General features: G+C 69.9%; 21 protein-coding genes. 15 read left to right on the top strand and 6 right to left on the bottom strand.

Annotation, left to right across the window (positions count from 1 at the left end; all coding sequences use genetic code 11):
- The coding region (locus tag HW578_RS09000) for a hypothetical protein (protein WP_198370217.1) at positions 1–424 on the bottom strand (424 nt) is incomplete at its 3' end.
- Between the two features lie 76 nt (positions 425–500).
- Positions 501–2243, bottom strand: a complete 1743-nt coding sequence (locus tag HW578_RS08995; protein WP_369407855.1) for a transglycosylase domain-containing protein — start codon at positions 2241–2243, stop codon at positions 501–503.
- 237 nt (positions 2244–2480) lie between these two features.
- Here HW578_RS08995 and HW578_RS08990 point away from each other — a divergent pair, with 237 nt between their 5' ends.
- The gene (locus tag HW578_RS08990) at positions 2481–3458 is read left to right on the top strand and encodes a Bug family tripartite tricarboxylate transporter substrate binding protein (RefSeq protein ID WP_198370215.1); all 978 of its coding nucleotides are present in this window, start codon (positions 2481–2483) and stop codon (positions 3456–3458) included.
- A gap of 25 nt (positions 3459–3483) precedes the next feature.
- On the opposite strand, the gene HW578_RS08985 is transcribed toward HW578_RS08990, so the two are convergent.
- Positions 3484–5085 (bottom strand): GMC family oxidoreductase, encoded by a 1602-nt coding sequence (locus HW578_RS08985; protein ID WP_198370214.1) that lies wholly within the window; start codon positions 5083–5085, stop codon positions 3484–3486.
- A 228-nt stretch (positions 5086–5313) separates the two neighbouring features.
- Here HW578_RS08985 and HW578_RS08980 point away from each other — a divergent pair, with 228 nt between their 5' ends.
- The 11 genes from HW578_RS08980 (at position 5314) to HW578_RS08935 (ending at position 16288) form a co-directional block, all read left to right on the top strand.
- A complete protein-coding gene (locus tag HW578_RS08980) occupies positions 5314–5799 on the top strand; it encodes a hypothetical protein (RefSeq protein WP_198370213.1) in 486 nt (161 codons plus the stop codon).
- Positions 5800–6085: 286 nt separating this feature from the next.
- Positions 6086–6742, top strand: a complete 657-nt coding sequence (locus tag HW578_RS08975) for a hydrolase (protein ID WP_198370212.1) — start codon at positions 6086–6088, stop codon at positions 6740–6742.
- A 143-nt stretch (positions 6743–6885) separates the two neighbouring features.
- On the top strand, positions 6886–7722 hold the full coding sequence (locus HW578_RS08970) for an alpha/beta fold hydrolase (RefSeq protein ID WP_198370211.1): 837 nt from the start codon (positions 6886–6888) through the stop codon (positions 7720–7722).
- A gap of 76 nt (positions 7723–7798) precedes the next feature.
- Positions 7799–7921, top strand: a complete 123-nt coding sequence (locus tag HW578_RS28200) for a hypothetical protein (protein WP_255528993.1) — start codon at positions 7799–7801, stop codon at positions 7919–7921.
- 37 nt (positions 7922–7958) lie between these two features.
- The gene (locus HW578_RS08965) at positions 7959–8222 is read left to right on the top strand and encodes a DUF1427 family protein (protein ID WP_198370210.1); all 264 of its coding nucleotides are present in this window, start codon (positions 7959–7961) and stop codon (positions 8220–8222) included.
- Positions 8215–10080, top strand: a complete 1866-nt coding sequence (locus HW578_RS08960; protein ID WP_198370209.1) for an amidohydrolase — start codon at positions 8215–8217, stop codon at positions 10078–10080. The genes HW578_RS08965 and HW578_RS08960 overlap by 8 nt, the downstream gene beginning before the upstream one ends.
- Positions 10081–10156: 76 nt before the next feature.
- Complete coding sequence (locus HW578_RS08955; RefSeq protein WP_232478809.1) at positions 10157–10327, top strand: hypothetical protein; 171 nt, start codon at positions 10157–10159, stop codon at positions 10325–10327.
- Positions 10317–11915: an MFS transporter gene (locus HW578_RS08950; RefSeq protein ID WP_198370207.1), complete on the top strand. Its 1599-nt coding sequence runs from the start codon at positions 10317–10319 to the stop codon at positions 11913–11915. The genes HW578_RS08955 and HW578_RS08950 overlap by 11 nt, the downstream gene beginning before the upstream one ends.
- 137 nt (positions 11916–12052) lie before the next feature.
- On the top strand, positions 12053–14944 hold the full coding sequence (locus tag HW578_RS08945; RefSeq protein WP_198370206.1) for an ATP-binding protein: 2892 nt from the start codon (positions 12053–12055) through the stop codon (positions 14942–14944).
- A gap of 137 nt (positions 14945–15081) precedes the next feature.
- Positions 15082–15864, top strand: a complete 783-nt coding sequence (locus tag HW578_RS08940; protein ID WP_369407854.1) for an SDR family NAD(P)-dependent oxidoreductase — start codon at positions 15082–15084, stop codon at positions 15862–15864.
- A 118-nt stretch (positions 15865–15982) separates the two neighbouring features.
- Positions 15983–16288 carry a hypothetical protein gene (locus HW578_RS08935; protein ID WP_198370205.1) on the top strand — a complete coding sequence of 102 codons (306 nt, stop codon included), beginning with the start codon at positions 15983–15985 and terminating at the stop codon, positions 16286–16288.
- On the opposite strand, the gene HW578_RS08930 is transcribed toward HW578_RS08935, so the two are convergent.
- Positions 16252–17037 carry a helix-turn-helix domain-containing protein gene (locus HW578_RS08930; RefSeq protein WP_198370204.1) on the bottom strand — a complete coding sequence of 262 codons (786 nt, stop codon included), beginning with the start codon at positions 17035–17037 and terminating at the stop codon, positions 16252–16254. The two genes, HW578_RS08935 and HW578_RS08930, sit on opposite strands and share 37 nt — an antisense overlap.
- Positions 17038–17267: 230 nt before the next feature.
- Here HW578_RS08930 and HW578_RS08925 point away from each other — a divergent pair, with 230 nt between their 5' ends.
- From HW578_RS08925 to HW578_RS08915, 3 genes are all read left to right on the top strand, one after another.
- Positions 17268–17573, top strand: coding sequence for a putative quinol monooxygenase (locus HW578_RS08925; protein ID WP_198370203.1), 306 nt, complete (start codon positions 17268–17270; stop codon positions 17571–17573).
- Between the two features lies 1 nt (position 17574).
- A complete protein-coding gene (locus HW578_RS08920; RefSeq protein WP_198370202.1) occupies positions 17575–18324 on the top strand; it encodes a helix-turn-helix domain-containing protein in 750 nt (249 codons plus the stop codon).
- 89 nt (positions 18325–18413) lie between these two features.
- On the top strand, positions 18414–20849 hold the full coding sequence (locus HW578_RS08915; RefSeq protein WP_198370201.1) for a plasma-membrane proton-efflux P-type ATPase: 2436 nt from the start codon (positions 18414–18416) through the stop codon (positions 20847–20849).
- Between the two features lie 171 nt (positions 20850–21020).
- Here the strand turns inward: HW578_RS08915 and HW578_RS08910 are convergent, their stop codons facing one another.
- Together HW578_RS08910 and HW578_RS08905 are read right to left on the bottom strand one after the other, a co-directional pair.
- Positions 21021–21320: a hypothetical protein gene (locus tag HW578_RS08910; protein ID WP_198370200.1), complete on the bottom strand. Its 300-nt coding sequence runs from the start codon at positions 21318–21320 to the stop codon at positions 21021–21023.
- 129 nt (positions 21321–21449) lie between these two features.
- The gene (locus tag HW578_RS08905) at positions 21450–22304 is read right to left on the bottom strand and encodes a 4-vinyl reductase (protein ID WP_232478810.1); all 855 of its coding nucleotides are present in this window, start codon (positions 22302–22304) and stop codon (positions 21450–21452) included.
- Between the last annotated feature and the right edge of the window lie 129 nt (positions 22305–22433).

Genomic DNA, 22433 nt, shown 5'->3' with positions numbered 1-22433 from the left:
CGTCCATCGTCACGCGCAGCCCGCCCTCCGGCGGCGCCGCGGCCGCGGCCTCGCGCGCCAGGCGCAGGATCAGCGCCTGCAGCTCCGACGCCGGCATGGCGATGCGGCGCAGCCGCGCCGGCGCCACGACCTCGACCACGCGGCCCGGCCCAAGCAGCAGCACCAGGAGCGGCTGCAGCAGGGTCAGCACCAGCGGCGCATCGGTGCCCTCGCCCTCCGTCGCCGGCGGGGCGGCGAGCGACAGATACGCCTTGAACAGCGCCTCGAGCCGCTGGGTCGCCTCGCGCATGCGTTCGGCGCGCGCGCGGTCGCGGTCGTTCGCGGCGCTGCGCAACAGGATCTCGATGGTCCCGCCGAGCGCGGCCAGCAGGTTGTTCGCCTCGTGCCGGACCGGGCGGGCGAAGGCGGCGAGGTCGGCGGTCATGGCTGTGCGGCAGCCGGGCGCGGCGATGCGCGGCGCGACACCGGGAAGGCGGAGGTCGGCGAAGGCCTGCCGCGCCTCATCCCGGCCTCCGCGCCGCCTCGAGGATATCGCGGAACAGGCGCGCCGGCAGGCCGCCGCCGGCCACGCCCTCCATCGGCGTCGCGTCGTCATTGCCGAGCCACACGCCCATCACCATCCCCCCCGCGATGCCGATGAACCAGGCGTCGCGATTGTCCTGCGTGGTGCCGGTCTTGCCCGCAACCGCGAGGCCCGGCACCGCGGCCGCGCGCCCTGTGCCGCGCGACACCGTTGCCGCCATCATGCGCCGCATCGCCTCCGCCGTCTCGGGCGCGATGACGGCGCTGCGGGTGGGCGGCAGCCAGGCGATCGGACGGCCCTCGGCGCGCGCCTCGGCGATGCCGAAGGGGGCGACGCGATACCCGCCATTGGCGAAGGGCGCATAGGCCACCACCAGGTCGAGCAGCGTGACCTCCGCGGTGCCGAGCGCGATCGAGGCGTCGCGCGGCAGCGGACCCGGCAGGCCCATGCGCTGCGCCACCGCTGCCACGGCGCGCGGCCCGCCGGCGCGCTGCATGACGCGCACCGCCGCAGTGTTCACCGAGAAGGCCAGGGCGTCCTCGATGGTGATCTCCCCGCGCGCGCGCCAATTCCCGTTGCCGGGCGACCAGCCGCCGAGCGTGACGGGCGTGTCCGCCACCATGTCGTCGGGCCGCGCGCCCGCTTCGAGCGCCGCGAGATAGACGAAGGGCTTGAAGGCCGAGCCCGGCTGGCGCCGCGCCTGGGTCGCGCGGTTGAAGGGGCTGCTGCGGTAGTCCCGCCCGCCGGCCATGGCACGCACCGCGCCGGTCTGCGCATCGATCGCGACCACCGCGCCCTGGCTGACGCCAGCCGCGCGCCCGGGGCCGGCCAGCAGGGCATCGATGCGCGCCTCGGCCGCTGCCTGCAGGCGCGTATCGAGCGTGGTGCGCAGCAGCAGGTCGGCAGTGGGCGGCGCACGGTCGCCCAGCCCATCGCGCACCCAGTCGGCGAACCATCCGGCATCGCGCGAGGGTGCCGGTGGGAAGCGCAGACGCTCGGCCTCCACCACCGCCTGCGCCGCGGCCAGCGCGCCGGTCTCGACCATGGCGTCGAGCACCTCGACCGCACGGCCGATCGCGGCGGAGGGATTCACGCGCGGATTGAAGCGCGATGGCGCCTTGGGCAGGCCCGCCAGCACCGCCGCCTGGCCGGGCGTGAGGCGCCGCGCCTCGACGCCGAAGAACTGCCGTGCCGCGGCATCCACGCCGAAGGTGCCGGCGCCGAGATAGACGCGGTTGAGGTAGATCGTCAGCAATTCATCCTTGCTGAATCGCCATTCCAGCCACAGCGCCAGCAGCGCCTCCTGCACCTTGCGGCGGATGCTGCGCTCGGGCGTGAGGAACAGGTTCTTGGCCAGCTGCTGCGTGAGCGTGGAGCCGCCCTGCACCACCCGCCTGGCCGTGAGGTTCGCCACCAGCGCCCGGGCAACGCCGATCAGGTCGAGGCCCATGTGTTCGCGGAAGCGCCGGTCCTCGATGGCGATGAAGGCGGCGGGCACATGCGCCGGCAGGTCGCGCAGCCGCACCGTCTCCCCATAGAGGTCGCCGCTGGTCGCGAGCAGCGCGCCATCCGCGGCCACCAGGGTGACCGAAGGCCGCCGCGTGGCCGAGAGCGCATCCTCCGGCCGCGGCAGGTCCCAGGCGAAGAATACCAGGGCGACGAACCCCGCCACCAGGCCCCAGACCGCCAGGGTGACGGACCAGCGCAACAGGCGCGGCACCAGGCGGCGCCGCGCGCGAACGGGGGGTGCGGGTCGGACGGGTTCAGCGAGGGGGGCGCGCCGAGCCCGTGGCGCGACGGCACGGGGCATTGGCGGCGTGCATAGCATGGGGGAGGGGGGAACGGGAGGGCAGAGCCCTCCCGGCTTGCGCCCGCCCCGGGCCGTGCCAACCTGCGCATCGCCGGCCCGCCGGCCAACAACGCCTGCCACGCTTCACGCCTTGCTGGGATGCATCCGATGATCCGTGCCACCCGTCGTGCCGCGCTTGCGGCCGCTGCCGCCCTGCCCACGTTGCCGCGCCCGGCGCGCGCGCAGGACTGGTCCCCGCGCGAGACCGTTCGGCTGATCAACCCCTTCGCCCCGGGCGGTTCGCCCGACATCCTGGCGCGCGTCATGGCGCCGCACATGCAGGGATTCCTCGGCCAGCCCATGGTGGTCGAGAACCGGCCCGGCGCCGGTGCCGCGGTGGGCACGCGGTCGGTCGCGCGCGCGGCGCCGGATGGGCTGACGGTGCTGCTGGCGCCGATCTCATCCGTCATCGCGCCCTTCATGATGCGCGACCCGGGCTATGCGCTGCCCGACTTCAAGCCGGTGACGCTGCTCGCGACCACGCCCTTCATCCTGGTGGCGCGGCCGGGGCTGTTCGCGGATGTGCGCGCCTGGGACGCGGCGATGCGCGCGAACGGGCCCCGGTATTCCGCCGCGACCGGCGGGCCGGGCACGCCGCACCAGCTCTCCGCCGTGCTGTACCAGTCGATGTCGGGGGCGGAGTTCACGCTGGTGAACTACCGCGGCACGGCGGCGGGGCTGACCGACATCCGCGCCGGCACGGTGGAATTCATGTTTGCCGACATGCCCGCGACCATGGGCCAGGTGCGCGACGGCGCGCTGCAGGCGCTGGCGGTGAACACCGCGCAGCGCGTACCTGCCCTGCCCGACGTGCCGACCATGGCGGAGACGGTGGCGCCAGGATTCGAATCGAATTCCTGGGTGATGTGGTGGGTGCCGGCGGCGACGCCCGACGCGGTGGTGAACCGGCTGAACGCGGCGGCGCGCCACGCGCTGGCCCAGCCCGACGTGCGCGCCCGCGTGGCCGAGGTCGGCTTCATCGGCGCCGGCGGGTCGGATGTGGCGACGGCGCAGTCGCATATGCGCGCCGAGGCAGAGAAATGGAGCGCGCTGATCCGCGCGCGGGGGCTGCGGTTCGAGGAGTAGCCGCCGACGGCGGGGGTGGCGGACGCTACCCCCGCATATCCTCCGCGATCAGGTCGGCCGCCTTCTCCGCCACACTCAGCACCGTCGCGTTGATGTTGCAGACCGGGATGTCCGGGAAGACCGAGGCATCCACCACGCGCAGCCCGTCGATCCCGCGCAGCCGCAGCCGCGCATCGAGCGGCGCGGCCGCATCGCCCCCCATCCGCACCGTGCAGGAGGGGTGGTAGACCGTCCCGCCGGTCGCCTTCGCGAAATCCAGCAGCGCCTCGTCCGTCTCGGCCGCTAGGCCGGGGCGCACCTCGCCCGTGACGATCCCGCGCAGTGGCTCCGCCGCCATCCAGCGGCGCGCCAGGCGCATGCCGCGCACCACGCAGTCCTCGTCCGCGCGTTCGGTCAGGAAGCGCGGGGCGATCGCCGGCGCCTCCTCGGCACGCGGGGATTTCAGCGTCACGGTGCCACGGCTGTGCGGGCGGCATTGCCAGACGCCGAGGGTGAAGCCGGGTTCCGCTTCCGGCACGCCGATGCGGCCCTCGGCCCAGGAGATCGGCCCGCCGTTGATCTGCACATCCGGCGCCTCGAGCCCCTCCTGCGTGCGCGCGAACAGGGACATCATGCCGGGCGACCAGGTCAGCACGCCGCGCCCGGTCGTGGCCCAGCGCAGCACTTCCAACGCCAGGTGCGGCCAGACGATGCGGCGGTTGGCGCTCCAGCGATGATCCGCGAGGCGAAACGTCAGCCGCGCGATGTAGTGGTCCTGCAGGTTGCGCCCGACGCCCGGCGCATCGAGCACCGGCGCGACGCCATGCGCCGCCAGCACCTCCCCCGGCCCGATGCCCGAGAGCTGCAGCAGGTGCGGCGAGCCGATCGCACCGGCGCACAGCACCACGCCGAAGCGCGCGCGTACCAGGCTCTCCTGCCCGTCGCGACGGATCGCGACACCGGTCGCGCGACCATTCTCGACCACCAGGCGCAGCACAAGCGCCTGGTCGATCACGCTGAGGTTCGGCCGCGACAGCGCCGGAACCAGATAGGCCCGCGCCGCCGAGACGCGCCGCTGCCCGCGCCGCGTCTGCTGGAAGGTGGCGAAGCCCTCCCGCCGCGGGCCGTTCATGTCGGCATTCACCGGCAGGCCGATCGCTTCCGCCGCGGCGGCGAATTCGCGCAGCAGCGCGGGCGTCTCGGCCAGGGGCTCGACCGGCTGCGGGCCGTCCGTGCCGCGGCCCTCGCCGCCGTCGGCGAAGCTCTCGTGCCGCATGAAGTACGGCAGCAGGTCGTCCCAGCCCCAGCCGGTGCAGCCCTTCTGCGCCCAGAGGTCGTAGTCGGAGGGATGCCCCCGGACATGCCCCAGCCCGTTGATCGAGGACGACCCGCCCCAGACCCGCCCGCGCGGGTAGTCGAGCGCGCGCCCGCCCGTCGCCGCATCGGGCTCCGTGCGGAAGCCCCAGGTCAGCCGCGGGTGGTTCAGGATGCGCGCATAGCCCGCCGGGATGTGGATGTAGGGATGCCGGTCGCGCCCGCCGGCCTCGATGACGGCCACGCTGGCACGCCCATCCGCCGAAAGCCGGTTCGCCAGCACGCAGCCGGCACTGCCGGCGCCAACGATGACGTGGTCGAAGGTCTGGTCCATGCGACGCATGGGAGCGCGGCGCGGCGCGGCGGTCCAGGGCGGGGAGGGCTCGGCCCTCCCCGGATCTTGGCGGTAGCGCCGCCAGGCCCCCGAAAGGGCTCAGCCTTCCCAGTCTGACAATCGGGCAGCTCCGGCGATTCCGCCCGCCACCTGGCCTGGCAGGTCGGGCTGTGCCGTCGTGAGCATGTTGGCGATGCGGATCGCCGCCGTCCTATCGAAGCCGGCGCGGTGCATGCGCATGCCGTCCGCGCGCCGGTGACCGAGGGCCCGCGCGGCGACCCCGTCGGCGCCAGGGTCTTCGTCGAGTTGCAGGTAACCCCGGCGCAGCGCAGCGCAATCGGTATCATCGGCTTCGACGGGCAGATCGAGGTCGAGGCGCTGCGGCTGTTTGGCCTGCCGGAAGCCGCGCCGGCCGTGTTCCATGCCTGCCCGTCAGTCCCGATGGGGACACGAGAGTTTCAGGCGGAGGTCTCCTGGGACCTGCCCTCGCTGGCGCGCGGGGCGACAGCGCTGACCGATGTGACGGTGACGGAATCCCGGCAGGGGGATGCGGCGCAGGCGTCGCTGGTCAGCTCGACACGGTTCATCGACCTGACCGCCTTTGCCTGGACCAACACCACCGTGCGCGTGATGGCCCGAGACATCTCGGGGGCCAGGTTCGACCTGGCCGCGGCGACGCTGTCGGCGCGGGTGGTGAAGCGCCGGATTCGCTGATGGGTGCAGCTGCTGCGTCGTCGCCCTGCTGTCGGGAAGAAGATGTATCGGGTTCGTCCAAAAGCCTCGCGACTGAACAATAACGACCAACGGCCCTCCGATAGGAAACGGAAGCTCGCTCATTCCTGGGCTCGCAGTCTTGGGACACGACATGCTCCGTCAACAGGCCTCAGTTCCCCATACTGCTGCGGTCGGCAGGGTGGGCACGCGGTTGTGCAGAGGCCCGCTCGCCTCTCCTCCCAGTGCCTGAGCGGTGCCTTCAACCTTTACCGCAGGAGAATTCCCCATGCCGATGACCGCCACTCCAACGCCCGGTGCCCGTCTGCTGACGCCACACGATCACACGCTGATCATGATCGACTTCCAGTCGCAGATGGCCTTCGCCGCCAGGTCGATCGACACCACGCTGCTGCGCAACAACGCAGCCCTGGTGGCGCAGGCCGCGCACGGCTTCGGCGTCTCCACCATCCTCACCACCGTCGCCGAGAAGACCTTCTCCGGTCCGATGTTCGACGAGATCACGACGGCCTTCCCCGGCAAGGCGATGTTCGATCGCACCAGCATGAACACCTGGGAGGATGCGGCCGTGATCGGCGAGGTGAACCGCATCGGAAAGCCGCGCATCGTTCTCTCCGGCCTGTGGACCTCGGTGTGCATCGTCGGCCCCGCGCTCTCGGCCATCGATCAGGGCTTCGAGGTCTACGTCATCGCCGATGCCTGCGGCGACGTCTCTGTCGAGGCGCATGAGCGAGCCATGGAACGGATGATCCAGGCCAGCGCGCAGCCGATGACATCGGTGCAGTATCTGCTCGAACTGCAGCGCGACTGGGCGCGCGGCGACACCTACGAGATGACCACCGGCATCGCGAAGAGACTCGCCGGTGGTTATGGCCTGGGCATCACCTACGCCAAGACGATGTTCCACGCCCAGGAGGGACAGTGAGACCGGCGCCGATCGCCGGAGCGCCGTCCGGGCCAACCCGCAGGGCGGCAATGGAACGCACGGCCGCGGCGCTGATCGCCCTCTCCACCCTGCCGCATGTGGCAGCCGCGACAACACGACCGATAGCAGGAGGACCGATGATCATGGGTACCGTGACGACCGCCGACGGGACTGAGATTTTCTACAAGGACTGGGGCCCGCGCGACGCCCAGCCCATCGTGTTCCATCATGGCTGGCCGCTCTCCAGCGACGACTGGGACACGCAGATGCTCTTCTTCGTGCAGAAGGGCTTTCGCGTCGTGGCGCATGACCGCCGCGGCCATGGCCGCTCGGCCCAGGTCAGCGAGGGGCACGACATGGACCACTACGCAGCCGACGCCTTCGCCGTGGTCGAGCATCTCGATCTGCGCAATGCCGTCCATATCGGCCACTCGACCGGCGGCGGCGAGGTGGCGCGCTATGTGGCCAGGCATGGCCAGCCGGCCGGGCGCGTCGCCAAGGCGGTGCTGGTCAGTGCCGTCCCGCCGCTGATGCTGCGCACGCCAGCCAACCCCGAGGGGCTGCCGATGGAGGTCTTCGACGGCTTCCGCAAAGGTGTCGCCGACAATCGCGCGCAGATGTTCCTCGACGTGGCGGCGGGCCCCTTCTACGGCTTCAACCGCCCCGGTGCCACCGTCCATCAGGGCGTGATCCAGAACTGGTGGCGCCAGGGGATGATGGGCAGCGCGAAGGCGCACTACGATGGCATCAAGGCGTTCTCGGAAACCGACCAGACCGAGGATCTGCGCGCGATCACCGTACCCACCCTGGTCATGCACGGCGATGACGACCAGATCGTGCCGATCGCCGATTCCGCGCTGAAGGCGATCGGCCTGCTCCGCCACGGCACGCTGAAGGTCTATCCGGGCTTCCAGCACGGCATGCTGACCACGAATGCGGACGTGATCAATCCCGATCTCCTCGCCTTCATCACGGGCTGAAGGGCGAAAGCCATTTCGCTTTGCCACGATCATCCTCGTCCACGGTGCGTGGGCGGATGGATCGCGCTGGGGGCGCATGACGGCGCGCCTCCAGGGGCACGATGCGGCCGTGGTCGCGTTGCAGAACCCCACGGCCTCGCTGGCCGATGACGTGGCGGCCACCCCCAGGGCCGCCAACGCCGTGCCGGCGGCGGCGTGATCACGCCAGCATCCACCATCAACAGGAGACCAGACGCATGAAGCTCTATCTCGCCGCCCTGGGCGCCGGGCTGCTGGTGGGCGTGATCTACAGCCTGCTGAACATCCGCTCGCCGGCGCCGCCGGTCGTGGCGCTGGTCGGCCTGCTGGGCATTCTGCTCGGCGAACAACTGCTGCCGTTGGCGCGACGGATATGGGCGGGCCACCCGCTCAGCGTCTCGATGGTGCTGGAGGATTGCCGGCACCATGTCCTGGGCGCCCTGCCCGCGCGCGCGCCCACACGGGAGAACCGTCATGGCTGACCGCGCGGCACCCGATCTCATCCTGCACAATGGCCGCATCACCACGCTTGACCGCGCGCGCCCCGCGCCCGAGGCGGTGGCGATCATCGCCGGCCACTTCTCGGCCGTCGGCGACGCCGCCGAGATCCTGCCCACCGCCGGCCCCGCCACGCGGATCATCGACCTGGGTGGCCGCCGGCTGATCCCGGGGCTGTGCGACAACCACCTGCACCTCATCCGCGGCGGGCTGAACTTCAACATGGAGCTGCGCTGGGACGGCGTGCGCAGCCTGGCCGACGCCATGGCCATGCTGCGCGCCCAGGTGGCGGTCACGCCGCCGCCGCAATGGGTGCGCGTGGTCGGCGGCTTCACGGAACATCAGTTCGAGGAGAAGCGCCTGCCCACGCTGGACGAGATCAATTCCGCGGCCCCCGACACCCCGGTCTTCCTGCTGCATCTCTACGACCGAGCCATGCTGAACGGCGCGGCCCTGCGCGCCGTCGGCTATGCGAAGGATACGCCCGATCCGCCCGGCGGCGAGATCCAGCGCGACTCTGCCGGCAACCCCACCGGCCTGCTGCTGGCGCGGCCCAATGCGAACATTCTCTACGCGACGCTGGCCCGCGGTCCGAAGCTGCCGGTCGAGTATCAGGTCAATTCCACCCGCCACTTCCTTCGCGACCTCAACCGGCTCGGCGTCACCAGCGCGATCGACGCCGGCGGCGGCTTCCAGAACTACCCGGACGATTACGCCGTGGTGCAGAAGCTGGCCGCCGATGGCGAGCTGACGGTGCGCATCGCCTACAACCTCTTCACCCAGAAGCCGAAGCAGGAGCGCGAGGACTTCCTGCGCTGGACGCAGCAGGCGGCGTACCTGCAGGGCGACGATTATTTCCGCCTGAACGGCGCCGGCGAGATGCTCGTCTTCTCCGCCGCCGATTTCGAGGATTTCCGGGTCGAACGGCCGGAGATGCCGGCCGAGATGGAGCCGGAGCTGGAAGCGGTGGTCCGCATCCTCGTGCAGAACCGCTGGCCCTGGCGCCTGCACGCCACCTATGACCAGACCATCGCCCGCGCGCTGGATGTCTTCGAGAAGGTGAACGAGGAGATGCCGCTGGGGGATCTCCACTGGATCTTCGACCACGCCGAGACCGTCAGCGAGAAAAGCCTGGAGCGCATCGCGCGGCTCGGCGGCGGCGTCGCCGTCCAGCACCGCATGGCCTTCCAGGGCGAGTATTTCGTCGAGCGCTACGGCGCCCGCGCGGCCGAGGCGACGCCACCCATCGCGAAGATGCTGGAGATGGGCGTGAAGGTCTCCGCCGGCACGGATGCGACGCGCGTGGCCTCCTACAACCCCTGGGTCGCGCTGTATTGGATGGTGACGGGCCGGACCATCGGCGGCCTGCGCATCACGCCCGAGCGCAACACGCTCGACCGCGAGACCGCGCTGCGCATGCTGACCGAGAAGGTTACCTGGTTCTCCAACGAGGAGGGCCGCAAAGGCCAGGTCATGGTCGGGCAGTTCGCCGACCTCGCGGTTCTGGACCGTGACTACTTCGACATCCCCGGCGACGAGATCCAGGACGTCACCTCGCTGCTCACCATCGTGGGCGGGCGCGTGGTGCATGGCGCGGGCCCCTTCGCCCCGCTGGCACCGCCGCTGCCGCCGCCGATGCCCGACTGGTCGCCGGTGCGCCGCTTCGGCGGCTATCAGGACCGGCGCGCGGCCCGTGGCGCCTTCACCGCCATGGCGCGCTGCTGCGACAGCGCCTGCGGCGTGCACGCGCATGATCACGCCCGCGCCTGGGCGGCGGCCACCCCGGCCGGTGGGGATCGCGGCTTCTGGGGCGCGCTCGGCTGCTCCTGCTGGGCCTTCTGAGATGTTTTGCGGCGCCCGCGGCGTTCTCATCCGGCTCGCCCTGCCCGCGCTTTGCGCCGCCTGTCCGCAGGTTGGGATGAGCAAGCCGTTCGACGATCCGGGCGCGAAGGCGCAGGCCGCGCATCTCGGCCTGCCGCCCCCGCCTGGCCAGGAGCGCGTCATGCCGGCCAAAGCCTTCCTCGAGCATCTCGGACTTGCCGGCGGGCTGCTTCTGGTCGCGCCGAGGGACCGCGACCATGGCCGGTGATCCGGCAAAGGCCACCTCCGCCAGCAGCTTCGCGGCGCTGCGCCACCTGCCCTTCGCGGTGCTGTGGGGTGCGGCCATCCTGGGCAATATCGGCAGCTTCATGCGCGATGTGGCCAGCGCCTGGCTGGCGACCGATCTCGCAGCGGGCCCGGCCGGGGTCGCCATGGTCCAGGCTGCGGCCACCTTGCCGATCTTCCTGCTGGCGATACCCGCGGGCGTGCTGTCCGACATCCTCGACCGGCGGAAGTTCCTGATCGCGATCCAGTGCCTGCTCGCCGCCGTCAGCATCACGCTGATGATCCTGGCGCAGAGCGGCATGATGACGATCGAGTTGCTGGTCGGCCTGACCTTCGTCGGCGGCCTGGGCGCCGCGTTGATGGCGCCGACCTGGCAGGCCATCGCGCCGGAACTGGTCCCGCCACGCGACCTCAAGGGCGCCGTCGCGTTGAACTCGCTGGGGGTCAACATAGCGCGCTCGATCGGGCCGGCCGCCGGCGGCCTGCTGCTCGCATCCTTTGGCGCCGCGCTGACCTATGGCGCGGACGTCGCCAGCTACATCATCGTCATGGCAGCGCTGCTGTGGTGGCCACGGCCTAAGCAGGCGAGGGATTCGCTGTCCGAGCGTTTTCCCGGCGCCTTCCGGGCAGGGCTGCGCTATGCCCGCGCCAGCCGCGAGTTGCATGTCGTGCTCCTGCGCGCCGCGATCTTCTTCGTTTTTGCCAGCGCGGTCTGGGCCTTGCTACCGCTCGTGGCCAGGCAACTTCTGGGCGGCGATGCCGGCTTCTACGGCGTGCTGCTCGGCGCGGTCGGGGCCGGTGCCATCCTGGGGGCAATGATCCTGCCCAGGCTGCGGTCGCGGCTGGACGCGGACGGACTGATGCTGGCGGCCGCGATCGTCACCGCCCTGGCGATGGCGGTGCTGGCCGCCGCCCCGCCCCCTTTTGCCGCCCTGGCCGTTCTGCTGCTGCTCGGCGCGGCGTGGATCGTGGCGCTGACGACCCTGAACGGCGCGGCCCAGTCGATCCTGCCGAACTGGGTCCGCGGCCGGGTGCTGGCGGTATACCTGACCGTCTTCAATGGGGCGATGACGGCCGGCAGCCTGGGCTGGGGCGCCGTCGCGCAACTCGTTGGCGTGCCTGGCGGCCTGTTGGCTGGCGCGGCGGGGCTGATGGTGGTGGCCATCCTGCTGCACCGTATCAAGCTGCCGATGGGCGAGGCCGATCTGGCGGCGTCGAACCATTGGCCGGAACCATTGGTGGCGGAGCCTGTCGCGCATGACCGCGGCCCGGTGCTGATCCTCATCGAGTACCGCATCGCTCCGACCGACCGCGCGGCCTTTCTCGAAGCCCTGCGGCGTCTCTCGGGCGAGAGGCGGCGCGACGGCGCCTATGCCTGGGGCATCACCGAGGATGCCGCGGACCGGGAGCGTCTGGTCGAGTGGTTCATGGTGGAATCCTGGGCCGAGCACCTGCGCCAGCACCACCGGGTCTCGCACGCCGATGCGGATGTGCAGGAGGGTGTCCGGCGCTTCCACCAGGGGCCGGAAGCGCCGGCGGTGCGTCATTTTCTCACCGTGGCGGCGCGTTGACGGCGCGCGCGGCGCAACGCCGGGGATAATGGGGTGGCGAGCACGGGTGTTGCACATTCGCATCCGGGCGCTTGCCTCGGGATGGTTCCGAACCATTTCGAGAGCACACCCGACCGCAGGTGGGAGCCTCCAGTACGATGGAATCGGGCGTCACCCGCTTTGGGCGCTTCCAGTTCGATCCCACACGGCGGCTCCTGCTGAAGAACGGCCAGGCTGTCCGCCTCGGCAGCCGCGCGCTGGCACTCCTGGCCGCCTTGCTCGAACAGCCGGGCGAGGTTGTCGAGAAGTCCCGGCTGATGGATGTGGCCTGGCCCGGACTGCATGTTGACGAGACCAACCTCCGTTCGCAGATGGCGGCGCTGCGGCGCGCCCTGGAGGACGGGGTGGATGGCGCGCGCTTCATCGTCAATATCGCCGGGCGTGGCTATGCCTTCGTCGCGAGCGTGAGCGGCGATGCGGCGGGCGCCGTGTCACCGGCCGCCGAAGCGCGGCGGCCGCATCCGCTGCCGGTGCGGCTGACGCCGGTGCTCGGCCAGGCCGCCACCATCGCCCATCTGGTCGAGAAGCTGCGGGCGCAACGCTTCGTCACGGTCTTCGGGGCGGGCGGCATCGGCAAGACGACCATCGCCGTGGCGGTGGCGGAGGCCATGGCCCCGGCATTCCCCGATCCACCATGCTTCGTCGATCTCGGCGTTGTCGCCCACCCCTCCCTGGCGGTGGGGCATGTCGCGGCGGCGCTTGGCGCGGCTTCGGATTTCGGCGGCAGCCTCGCGTCGCTCGCCGCCTATCTGGCGGATCGGCGGATGGTGCTGGTGCTGGACAGCTGCGAGCCCATCGTCGAGACGGCGGCCGCCTTGGCCGAGGCCTTCCTGAAGGCAGGACCCGGGGTGCATGTGCTGGCGACCAGCCGCGAGCGGCTGCGCGCCGAGGGCGAATGGGTCCATCGCCTGGCCTCGATGGAAGTGCCGCCACCTCATGCCGCCCTGCCCATGGAGGAAGCGCTGCGCTACCCGGCGATCCAGCTCTTCATCGAACGGGCGCAGGCGGCGTCGGATCTGTTCCGCCCCGGCGCCGCGCAGATCGGCCAGGTCGCCGCGATCTGCCGCTGGCTGGAGGGCATTCCGCTAGCCATCGAACTTGCCGCCACGCGCGTCGCCGAGCTCGGGCTGGATGTGCTGGCCGAGCGGCTCGACGCCCGTTTCGGCCTGCTCATGAAGGGACGCCGCACCGCCCTGCCTCGCCACCAGACGCTGCGCGCCACGTTGGACTGGAGCTACGGCCTGCTCTCGCCGCGGCACCAGCAGGTGCTCGCCCGCCTCTCGGTCTTCCGCGGCAGCTTCGCCCGCGACGCGGCGGTGGAGATCGGCCGGCTCGGGCAGGACAGCCCTTCCGAAACCCTGGAAATCCTGGCCGAGTTGGCCGACAAGTCGCTGATCGCGCCCGATACCGGCGCGCCCATGCCGGCCTATCGCTGCCTCGACACCACCCGCGCCTACATGGCCGAGAAGCTCGCCGAGTTCGGCGAGAGCGCCCAGGCGGCGCGGCAGCATGCCGCCCACTACCTGGCCTTGTTCGAGGCCGCCGGCGAGGTCTGGCAGCGCATGGGCGGCCATGCCGACCGGCAGGGCCTGGGCTTTCACATCGACAATCTGCGCGCCGCACTGGATTGGGCCATGGGCGAGCATGGCGATTGCGTGACCGGAGTGGCACTCATCCTGGCCGCCCAGCCGCTCTGGGAGCATTTCGCGCTGTTCGATGAAGGCCGAAGCTGGGTTCAGGCGGCGCTACGCGTGCTGGCGCCGCTGGAGACCGACCATCCCCAGGAGGTGATGCAGCTCAACGCAGCCCTGGCGGCCATGGGAAACCAGATCGCAGCTCCTGACCAGAAGGCCGCATGGACCACGACCTTGCGCCTGGCGGAGCAGCTCGATGACACCCGCCACCGTCTGCGTGCCCTCAGCGGGCTCGCGGTCTGCGCGATGGGGCAGGATCTGACGCTTTGCCTCGAACTGGCGCGGCGGTACCGCGACCTCGCGGGCGGCAGGGGCAACCTGGTGGAGATCGCCAAGGGCGATCGGCTGATTGGCTACATACAGCATCTGCTCGGCGACCAGGCAGCCGCCCGCACGGCGCTCGAGGCCATTCCCGCCGACGCCCTGCGCCGGCACGACCGCCACCACCTCGGCCGCCTGAACTTCGACGGAGAGGTGCTCATGCTGAGCGAGCTTGCGATGGTTCTGTGGCTGCAGGGGCAGCCGCAGCGGGCACAGGCCATGGCGGCCGAGGCGGTGCGCCAGGCCCTGGCTCTGGACCATGGCAACTCCCTGTTCGTGGCAGTGGTCCTTGCGGCCTGCCCCATCGCGATCCTGCAGGGCGGGCTCGAACAGGCGGCGGAGGCCAGGGACCTGCTTTTTGGTCGGCTTTCGGTCCACCCACCCCGGGCGCTGTGGGCGACGTGCTATCGCGGGCTGGAGGTTGCGCTGCACGGCGATGCCCGCGCCGGCCTGGACCTGCTGCGTGCCGGCATGGCGGCGATGATGCCTGGCGCCATCAGTCTGCGGCACGGGCCGTTCCGCGGTGGGGAGGCCGCCTGCCTGCTTGCTCTGGGCGAGGCTGAAGAGGCCCTGGGCGTGTTGGACACGACGCTGGCGGAATTCAGCCAGCGGCACGACCGGTGGTACGAGCCGGAGTTCATCCGGCTGCGTGCCCTGGCGCTTCGCGCGCTGGGGCGGCCGGCGCCGGAGGTGGAGGCCGAGCTCCGCCGCAGCCTGGCGCTCGCCGGCGAACAGGCGGCCCTGGCCTGGGAGCTGCGCGCAGCGACCAGCCTCGCCGCGATCATGCAGGGCGAGGCACGCGCCTGTGAGGCCGCGGCGCTGTTGGGCCCCGTGCTGGCGCGGTTCGACCAGCACGCGCGCTCGCCGGATATCCAGGCGGCGCGCGCCCTGCTCGACCAGTTGCCGGCCGTCGCCCAGCCCCCCGTCCGTCCGACGCGGCGGCTGCGAACAAAGAGTGACAAGGTGGCGACATGAATCGTCCAAATACCAGCGCGCGCGTCCAAGCCTCATCGCGGGAGCAGAGCGACAGTCCCCGGACCTGATCTTGGCGCTGATGAGATGGACGAGCTGACAATGATGATGCGGCAGGGTGACGGGCCGAAGGCCAACCGGTGCTAGTTTCGCTGGACGGTCGGGGTGGGCGTCCCTTCGCGCGACTGGCTGGACGCGTCGCCCTGGTCACGGGTGGTTCGCGCGGCATCGGGGCGGCGACCGCGCTGGCCTTGGCGGACGCCGGCGCCGATGTCGCGATCAGCTACCACAAGGCCGCGCAACGGGCCGAGGAAGTCCGGCAGGCGGTCCAGGCGCGCGGCGTGCGCGCCGCGGCACTGCGGGCGGACCAGGAAGACCCGGCCGCGGTGGAAGCGCTGATCCGCGCGGTGCTGCGCGATTTCGGCCGGCTCGACATCCTGGTGAACAATGCGGCGCAGTTCGTGGTCGGCGCGGTGAATGATCCCGATTGCGACCTCACCGCCTTCGAGCGGCAGAATCGCATCAACATCGGCGGCGTCGTGGCCGCCATCCGCGTGGCGGCTCGGGTAATGGGCCGGGGCGGACGGATCATCACGCTGGGCTCGGCCATGGCCGGCCATGTCGGCTTTCAGGGCTTGGCCGACTATGCCGCCACCAAGGCCGCCGTGGTCGCCTATTCCCGCGGCGCGGCGCGCGACCTGGGCCCCGCGGGCATCACCGTCAACGTCGTCCAGCCAGGGTCGATCGACACCGAGATGAACCCGGCCGAGGGTCCCTTCGCCGAATCCCAGATTGCGACGAATGCGCTGGCGCGATACGGACGACCCGAGGAAGTGGCCGCCGGCATCGTCTTTCTCGCTGGGCCGGAGGCATCCTTCATCACCGGCGCGGTGCTGGACATAGATGGCGGCTATGGCGCCTGACCCTGCCACCGGCTGGCGCACAGACAGGAGGATCGACGGGTTCGCCTCGTGCCGACTGGGGGCGGCGCTCCTGGTCGGCCTGACGGCGCAATCGGCCGGCCAGGAGGTCAAGGTTGGATTGGCGCTCGGCCCCACGAGCTTCGAGCCGCATTACCACGCGCATGGGCCGAGCCACACGATGCAGCGCCATGTCGTCGAGCCGCTGCTCATCCGCGCGCCCGACCAGCCGCTGGGCACGCTCGATCCCGCCACCCGGCATGGCCTATGGCATCGCGCCACGCGCCCCGCGCTGAGCGAGGATGTCGCAGTCCGGCCGCTACACCATCATACGGGGCTGGAGGCGATGCGCCGCGGTTCGACTGACGTGGCCCGGTCCGACGAGGCCACCTACGCGATGGGAATACGCGCGGTCACGCCGCCATAGCCTGCCCGGCGCGCCGCCCCACCCGGGCAGGCCGTCTCGCCGAGACCGGCCGAATGGGCGCGGCGCCAGCGCATCGGGCTTGTCCCCTCGGCGCGCTTGAACACGCGGGAGAGATGCGCCTGGTCGCAGAGGCCGCAGACATAGGCGATCTCGGCCAGGGGCGTGCTGGTCTCCCGCAGCATCCGCTTCGCGGCTTCGACGCGGCGGTGCTGGATGAAGCTGCCGGGCGACATGCCGAAACTGCCGCGAAAGGCGCGCGAGAAATGCGCCGGGCTTAGCCGGGCGATGCCGGCGAGCTGCGCGACCGTGATCGGGCCGGCCATGTGGCTGTCGATATGCGCAGCCACCCGGCGCGCCTGCCAGCTGGCCAGTTCCACCCGCTGTGGCCTGCCACCTCTGTCAGCGAGCTCCAGTTCAATCTCCGCCAGCATCGCCTGCGCCCTTGCCGTCAGAATTCGCGCCGTGGTCAGGTCCTCGGCGACGGCAGTGGCGGCTTGGCTCAGGGTCTCGGCGGTGCGCGCCAGCCCCAGGTCGAACCTCGCTTTCTCTTCTCCGGTGGTCGGCATGGGTCTCTCCGGCTTGCGCATGGCTTCGAGGCGAAACATGCAGCGACCACCGGGCAAGACGGAGTTGTATGCTGTGAAAAATCGTGGAATGGCGCGCCAGGCGCGGATCGAATTTCGGCTGTAGCGGGCAACATTGCCGGATCGATCCCGGCAGGTCAGCCTCCCCGGGGCGCTCAGCCCCACGCTGTACTTCGAAGGCGAATCAGTCAGGACAGCATTGGTCCCGCGGCAGAGAAGGTTGGAATCCGGTTCCCACCGCTGGAGGGGGTGCGCGCCCGAACCAGACTCTTGTCCGCTGGAAGCAAATATCAGTCGCATGGACGGAGGCGGGGAGCCCACCGGGTGACGTATCGGACAGCGGGCGGCAGATGCTGCGAGCGCACTCCTGCCCTGAAACAGACCAGGAGACCGTTATGCTGATCGCTCATCTTCGCTTCCCTGTCGCGCCCGAGAACCGCAAGACGGCCACCGACGCCCTGATTGCGGATCTCGAGACCGTTCGCGGGATGAAGGGCTGCCTCGCCTTTCATCCGATCCACGATCCCACGGATGAAGCCGTTCTCGGCGTTGTTCATGAGTGGGCGACCGAGGAGGATTTCGCGGCCTACACCTCGTCCGACGTCTTCTTGAGATTCGGCGCGAGGATACGCCCGATGATGACCGGCAAGCCGGTAAGCCGCCGCTTCCGGTCCGAGCTCCTCGCTGTGCTAAACGGGTAAAATGACGGCCGGCGCCTACTGCATTCATCGCCGCTTTGAAAGTGCCGGTCCGACCCAGTTCCGGATGGACCGACATTACTTCGTCTACGCGCTATCAGGGACGATGCGGCTGGAGGCCGACGGCCATCGCTGGATGCTCACGCCGGCTCGTGGGGCGCTGATCGCGTCAGGACACGAGGTTACCGTGACGATCCTCTCGCCTCTGACGTCCGCCGCGGTTCTGTTCGAGCCGAGCTTGCTGACGCCAGTTGGTCCGTTGCGGGTGTTCGACGTTTCGCCGCTTTGTCGCGAGCTTGTCCGTGCGTGTCGTCCCTGGGGCCCGGAGCATGGGAATGACCCGTATTCAAGAGCCATCTTCCTCGCTCTTGCCGCGGAGATTTGCCGGCTGTCCGAGACGCCCAGCCTGTGCATCGTGCCTTTCGCCGGATCGAGGAGCCTGATGCAGGCAATTGCGTTGACGGAGGACGCTATTGCGACCGAACCATGTTTCGAAACGATCGCAAAGGCCGTCGGACAGTCATCGCGGACACTCGCACGACGGTTCTCGAAAGAGATGGGCATGACCTGGCGCGAGACGCTCAGGCGCATTCGCATCATGAAGGCGATCGAGCTACTGGCGACATCGAAGGCCAGTGTGACCGAGATAGCTTTTTCTGTCGGCTACGCGTCATTGTCTGCGTTCAACGCTGCATTCCGCGACTTGGTCGGAATGTCGCCATCGGAGTATCGCCAGTCCGCTGTCGACCTGTGAAGGCCGGCCTTCCTGCCTCTCAAACCACAGGGGCCCGCGCGATGCGATCAGTCACAGAGCCTGCGCAACCCACCCGCCGTTCGTCGACCGTGTCGAACCCGCAACCCGGCGACATCGCGTCGATGCCGATGGCAGAGACCCTTGCGGCACTCCGGGCCGATCCAGCGGTTGGCCTCACCGCCCAGGACGCGGAAGCCCGCCTCCAGAGCCAGGGTTACAACGAGGTCGAGACACGGCGCGAGCATCCGCTACGCCTGTTCCTCGCCAAGTTCTGGGGCATCTCCGCCTGGATGCTCGAGCTCATCATGGTGGTGTCCGCCATCCTGGGGAAATACAGCGACCTTGCGGTGGTGGGCGGACTGCTGGTGGTCAACGCAGTAGTCGGCTTCGTGCAGGAACACCGGGCCGCCGGGGTCATCGAGACGCTGCGGCGACGCCTCCAGGTGGGCGCGCGTGTCCTGCGCGATGCGCGATGGCAGGCGATCCCTGCACGCGGGCTGGTTCCCGGCGACATCGTCCGCCTGCGGCCCGGCGACATCGTGCCGGCCGACGTGAAGATCCTCGCCGGAACCTTGAGCATCGACCAGTCGGTCCTCACGGGTGAATCGCACGAGGTCGAGAAACGCGCCGGCGAGGTAATCCCTTCCGGCGCTGTCCTGCGTCGCGGCGAAGCCAACGGCGTGGTGATCCTGACGGGCACGAAGACCCTGTTCGGCCGCACCACCGAGCTGGTCCAGTTGGCCCACCCGAAGCTGCACATCGAGGCGATCGTCGCCACGGTCGTGCGCTGGCTGTTTGGCATCGTCGGCGCGATGCTCGCCCTCGTCGTCGTGATGTCCTTGATCGAAGGCGCACCGATTCTCGAGATCTTGCCGCTCGTGCTCGTCCTGCTGATGAGCGCGGTGCCGGTCGCCGTGCCGGTAATGTTCACGGTCACCATGGCCGTCGGCTCGGCGGAACTGGCGAAGCGCGGCGTGCTGGTCACCCGACTGAGCGCCGCAGAGGATGCGGCAACGATGAATGTCCTCTGCGTCGACAAGACCGGGACCATCACGATGAACCAGCTCGCGGTCACCGGCGTGATCCCACTGGCCAAGGCGAGCGAGGAGGAGGTGCTGCGTGCAGGCGCGCTGGCGTCTCAGGAGGCCAACCAGGACCCGATCGACCTAGCCTTCCTGGCCGCGGCCCGCGATCGTGGCCTCTCCGGGTCCCTCGCGACCGTGGTGCCGGGCTCCTTCACGCCCTTCGATCCGCTCACCCGGATGACGGCGGCCGTGGTGCAACAGCAGGGGCAGCAGATCCGGGTGATGAAGGGCGCGGTGCGGTCCGTGGCCGAGGGCTGCGGCCTCGCGGCTCCGGAGATCGATGCGCTGGAACGGCGGGCGCACGAGGCCGCCCTCAAGGGCTACCGGACGCTCGCCGTCGCCCAAGGGCCCGCGGCGGGCCCACCGGCCCTGCTCGGGCTGGTGACGCTCTACGATCCGCCGCGTCCCGACGCCAAGGCGCTGATCGCCGCGCTGCGCGGCCTCGGCGTGGACGTGAAGATGCTGACCGGCGACGCCTTGCCGGTCGCGCAGGAGATCGCGCAGGGCGTTGGCCTCGCGAATATCCGTCGCGTCGGGGACTTAAAGGCGGCGAACACGCGCGAGGATGCCGATCTGTCGGCGGATGTCGACGGCTTCGCGGAGGTCTACCCCGAGGACAAGTTCATCGTCGTGCAGCATCTGCAGGCGGCCGGGCACGTGACCGGCATGACGGGGGACGGCGTCAACGATGCGCCGGCCCTGCGGCAGGCCGAGGTCGGCATCGCCGTCAGCACGGCGACCGATGTCGCGAAGGGTGCCGCGAGCGTTGTCCTCACCGAGCCCGGTCTCGCCAACATCGTGGCATTGGTCGAGCAGGGACGCACCATCTACCAGCGTATCCTGACCTGGATCATCAACAAGATCAGCCGGACGATCCTGAAGGCGGCGTTTGTCGCCATCGCCTTCGTGTTCACCGGCAAGTTCGTCGTCTCTGCCTTCGCCATGCTGCTACTGGTTTTCATGACGGACTTCGCCAAGATCGCTCTGGCGACCGATACCGTCCGATGGTCGAGGCATCCGGAGACATGGAGGATCGGCGGGCTCGTCGCCGTATCGGTCACGCTCGGCGTGGCGATGGTCGTCGAGGCCCTGCTGCTGCTGTACCTCGCCTGGCCGGGCTTTGGCTTGGCGGCGAATGATGAGGCGCTCTACACCTTCAGCTTCCTGACGATGCTGTTCTTCGGGGTCTTCTCGATCCTCTCGGCGCGGGAGCGACGGTGGTTCGGCGCGAGCATGCCGAGCCGGACGCTCATGGCGGCGCTCGCAGGTGAAGCGCTGCTCGGCGTCGTGCTGACGAATGTCGGAATCCCTGGCCTGATGCCCCTGCCCTGGTGGCAGAGCCTGGCGGTGTTCGGTTACGCGATGGTGGCCTGCCTTGGCGTCAACGACGCCATCAAGGTCGCCATGATCCGGTGGCGCCTCCCGAAGCTGGCCATGTAGGATGCTGAATCGCGTCGAGCTTACTGGAGGATGTCTGGCGTGGGTCACGCCGCCAAGGCGGTCACGTCGGTCTGGGCCGAGGGAGATGCCGCCGACGGGCCCGAGGAGGCGGCGACTGTTGAACCAATCCAGCCGTTCCAGCGTGGCGCACTGGGCATAGAGTCGAGCGGCTCAAGGTAGCGGCCGCTTCACCACCCACACTGACAGCGGAACGGCGGCGAGGTCCGCCATCGACGCGCTGACGTTCCGCGCCGTCACCCGCACGCTGCTGGTGGACCAGACATGGCAGTCCGGCACGAAGGCGATGCTGCTGATGTCCAGCGAGGCGCCCGCGAATTCGCGGTGCCGCGCGCCAGGCACCGTCACATCGCTGTTCGTTATCGAGCCAGCGGTCAGGCTCGGCAGGTCCCAAGTCATCTCCAGCGCCGGGCTTCGCGTCCCGATCGGCACCGATGGGCAGGCATAGAGCACGCCCGGCGCCGCCTCCGGCAGCCCGAACAGCCGCAGCGCCTCGTGCTCGATCTGCCCGTCGAAGCCGATGATGCCGATCGCACTGGGCTGGGCCGAGGTTACCCCGTCGCAGTTAGCCGTGTTGCCGCCTCATGCGACGGCGTCGCAGCGCAGTTCAAACCGACATTCGGGATGCCCGGCCGCGGCGCAGGCCACTTCACGGCAAAGCGGCTCGCCCGCGCGACCCGACATCTCCAGAACGTAACGCATGCCGCCAGCGAAGCTGCCCTCGAAGGTGTAGCAGACGCTCCGCCCTGTCTCAGGGCCATAACCGAGCGCGAAGGCGGAGTGGCGCACAGTGAGGCTCGCCGTTCCCGCCGCCTCGTCGAGCGCGGTGAGTTCGAGCTGACCATAGCCCCGCTGCGACAGCCGTTTGAGGTAGTGACGGAAGGTATCGACCGGCGTCAGGCGGTGCGTCTTTGCCTCCGCCCGACACCACTGCAGGGCGGAGAGATCACTCGAGGCATACAGGATCTCGCGATAGGCCTCGGAGCCGATGGCGCCTTCGATGCCCTTCTGCATGTTCACCAGGAAATGCCGTGGCAGGTAGATCATCGGCATATCATCGGTGCGCCAGATGCCCGTCTCAGGATCGACGTCGATGGGAACTTGCGGTTGAGCCATCCAAACTCCTGCAGCGGCGGCCCCAAGGCGATGGGCCGGGTCATAATCTGATCCGGATGGACAGATCATAGCAATATGACGGCGCCACATGCCGCTTCGCGGGTCGAGACGACACAGGACCGCCCGGCGCGTCATGTCCCCAATGAGGGTGAGATTGTTTCCCGTCGTCGTGACCAGCGTCATCGTGGGAAGCTCCGGCACCTCCGACTTGCCCGGCATCCGCATGCGCGGCGAGGTCTGCGTCAGCATCTGGCAGAGGAAGTCACCACCGAGCGGTGACTCGCAGTTGTCGATCGCCACGACCTGCTCACCGGCCAGCATCAGTGTCAACGCCGGTTGAATTCTGACCCGCTTTGCGTGGGGTCGCCGATCGAAACCTGACCCATGTGATGCCCGGGGTGGGGCTCGCCCCACCCCGGGCGGCGCCTCTCAACGGCTTTCCTTCTTCGC

The organism is Roseomonas rosulenta, assembly GCF_016106005.1.
Lineage (GTDB): Bacteria > Pseudomonadota > Alphaproteobacteria > Acetobacterales > Acetobacteraceae > Neoroseomonas > Neoroseomonas rosulenta.
Note: the sequence above shows the minus strand (reverse complement) of the source record. Positions and strands in the feature narration are given on the sequence as shown.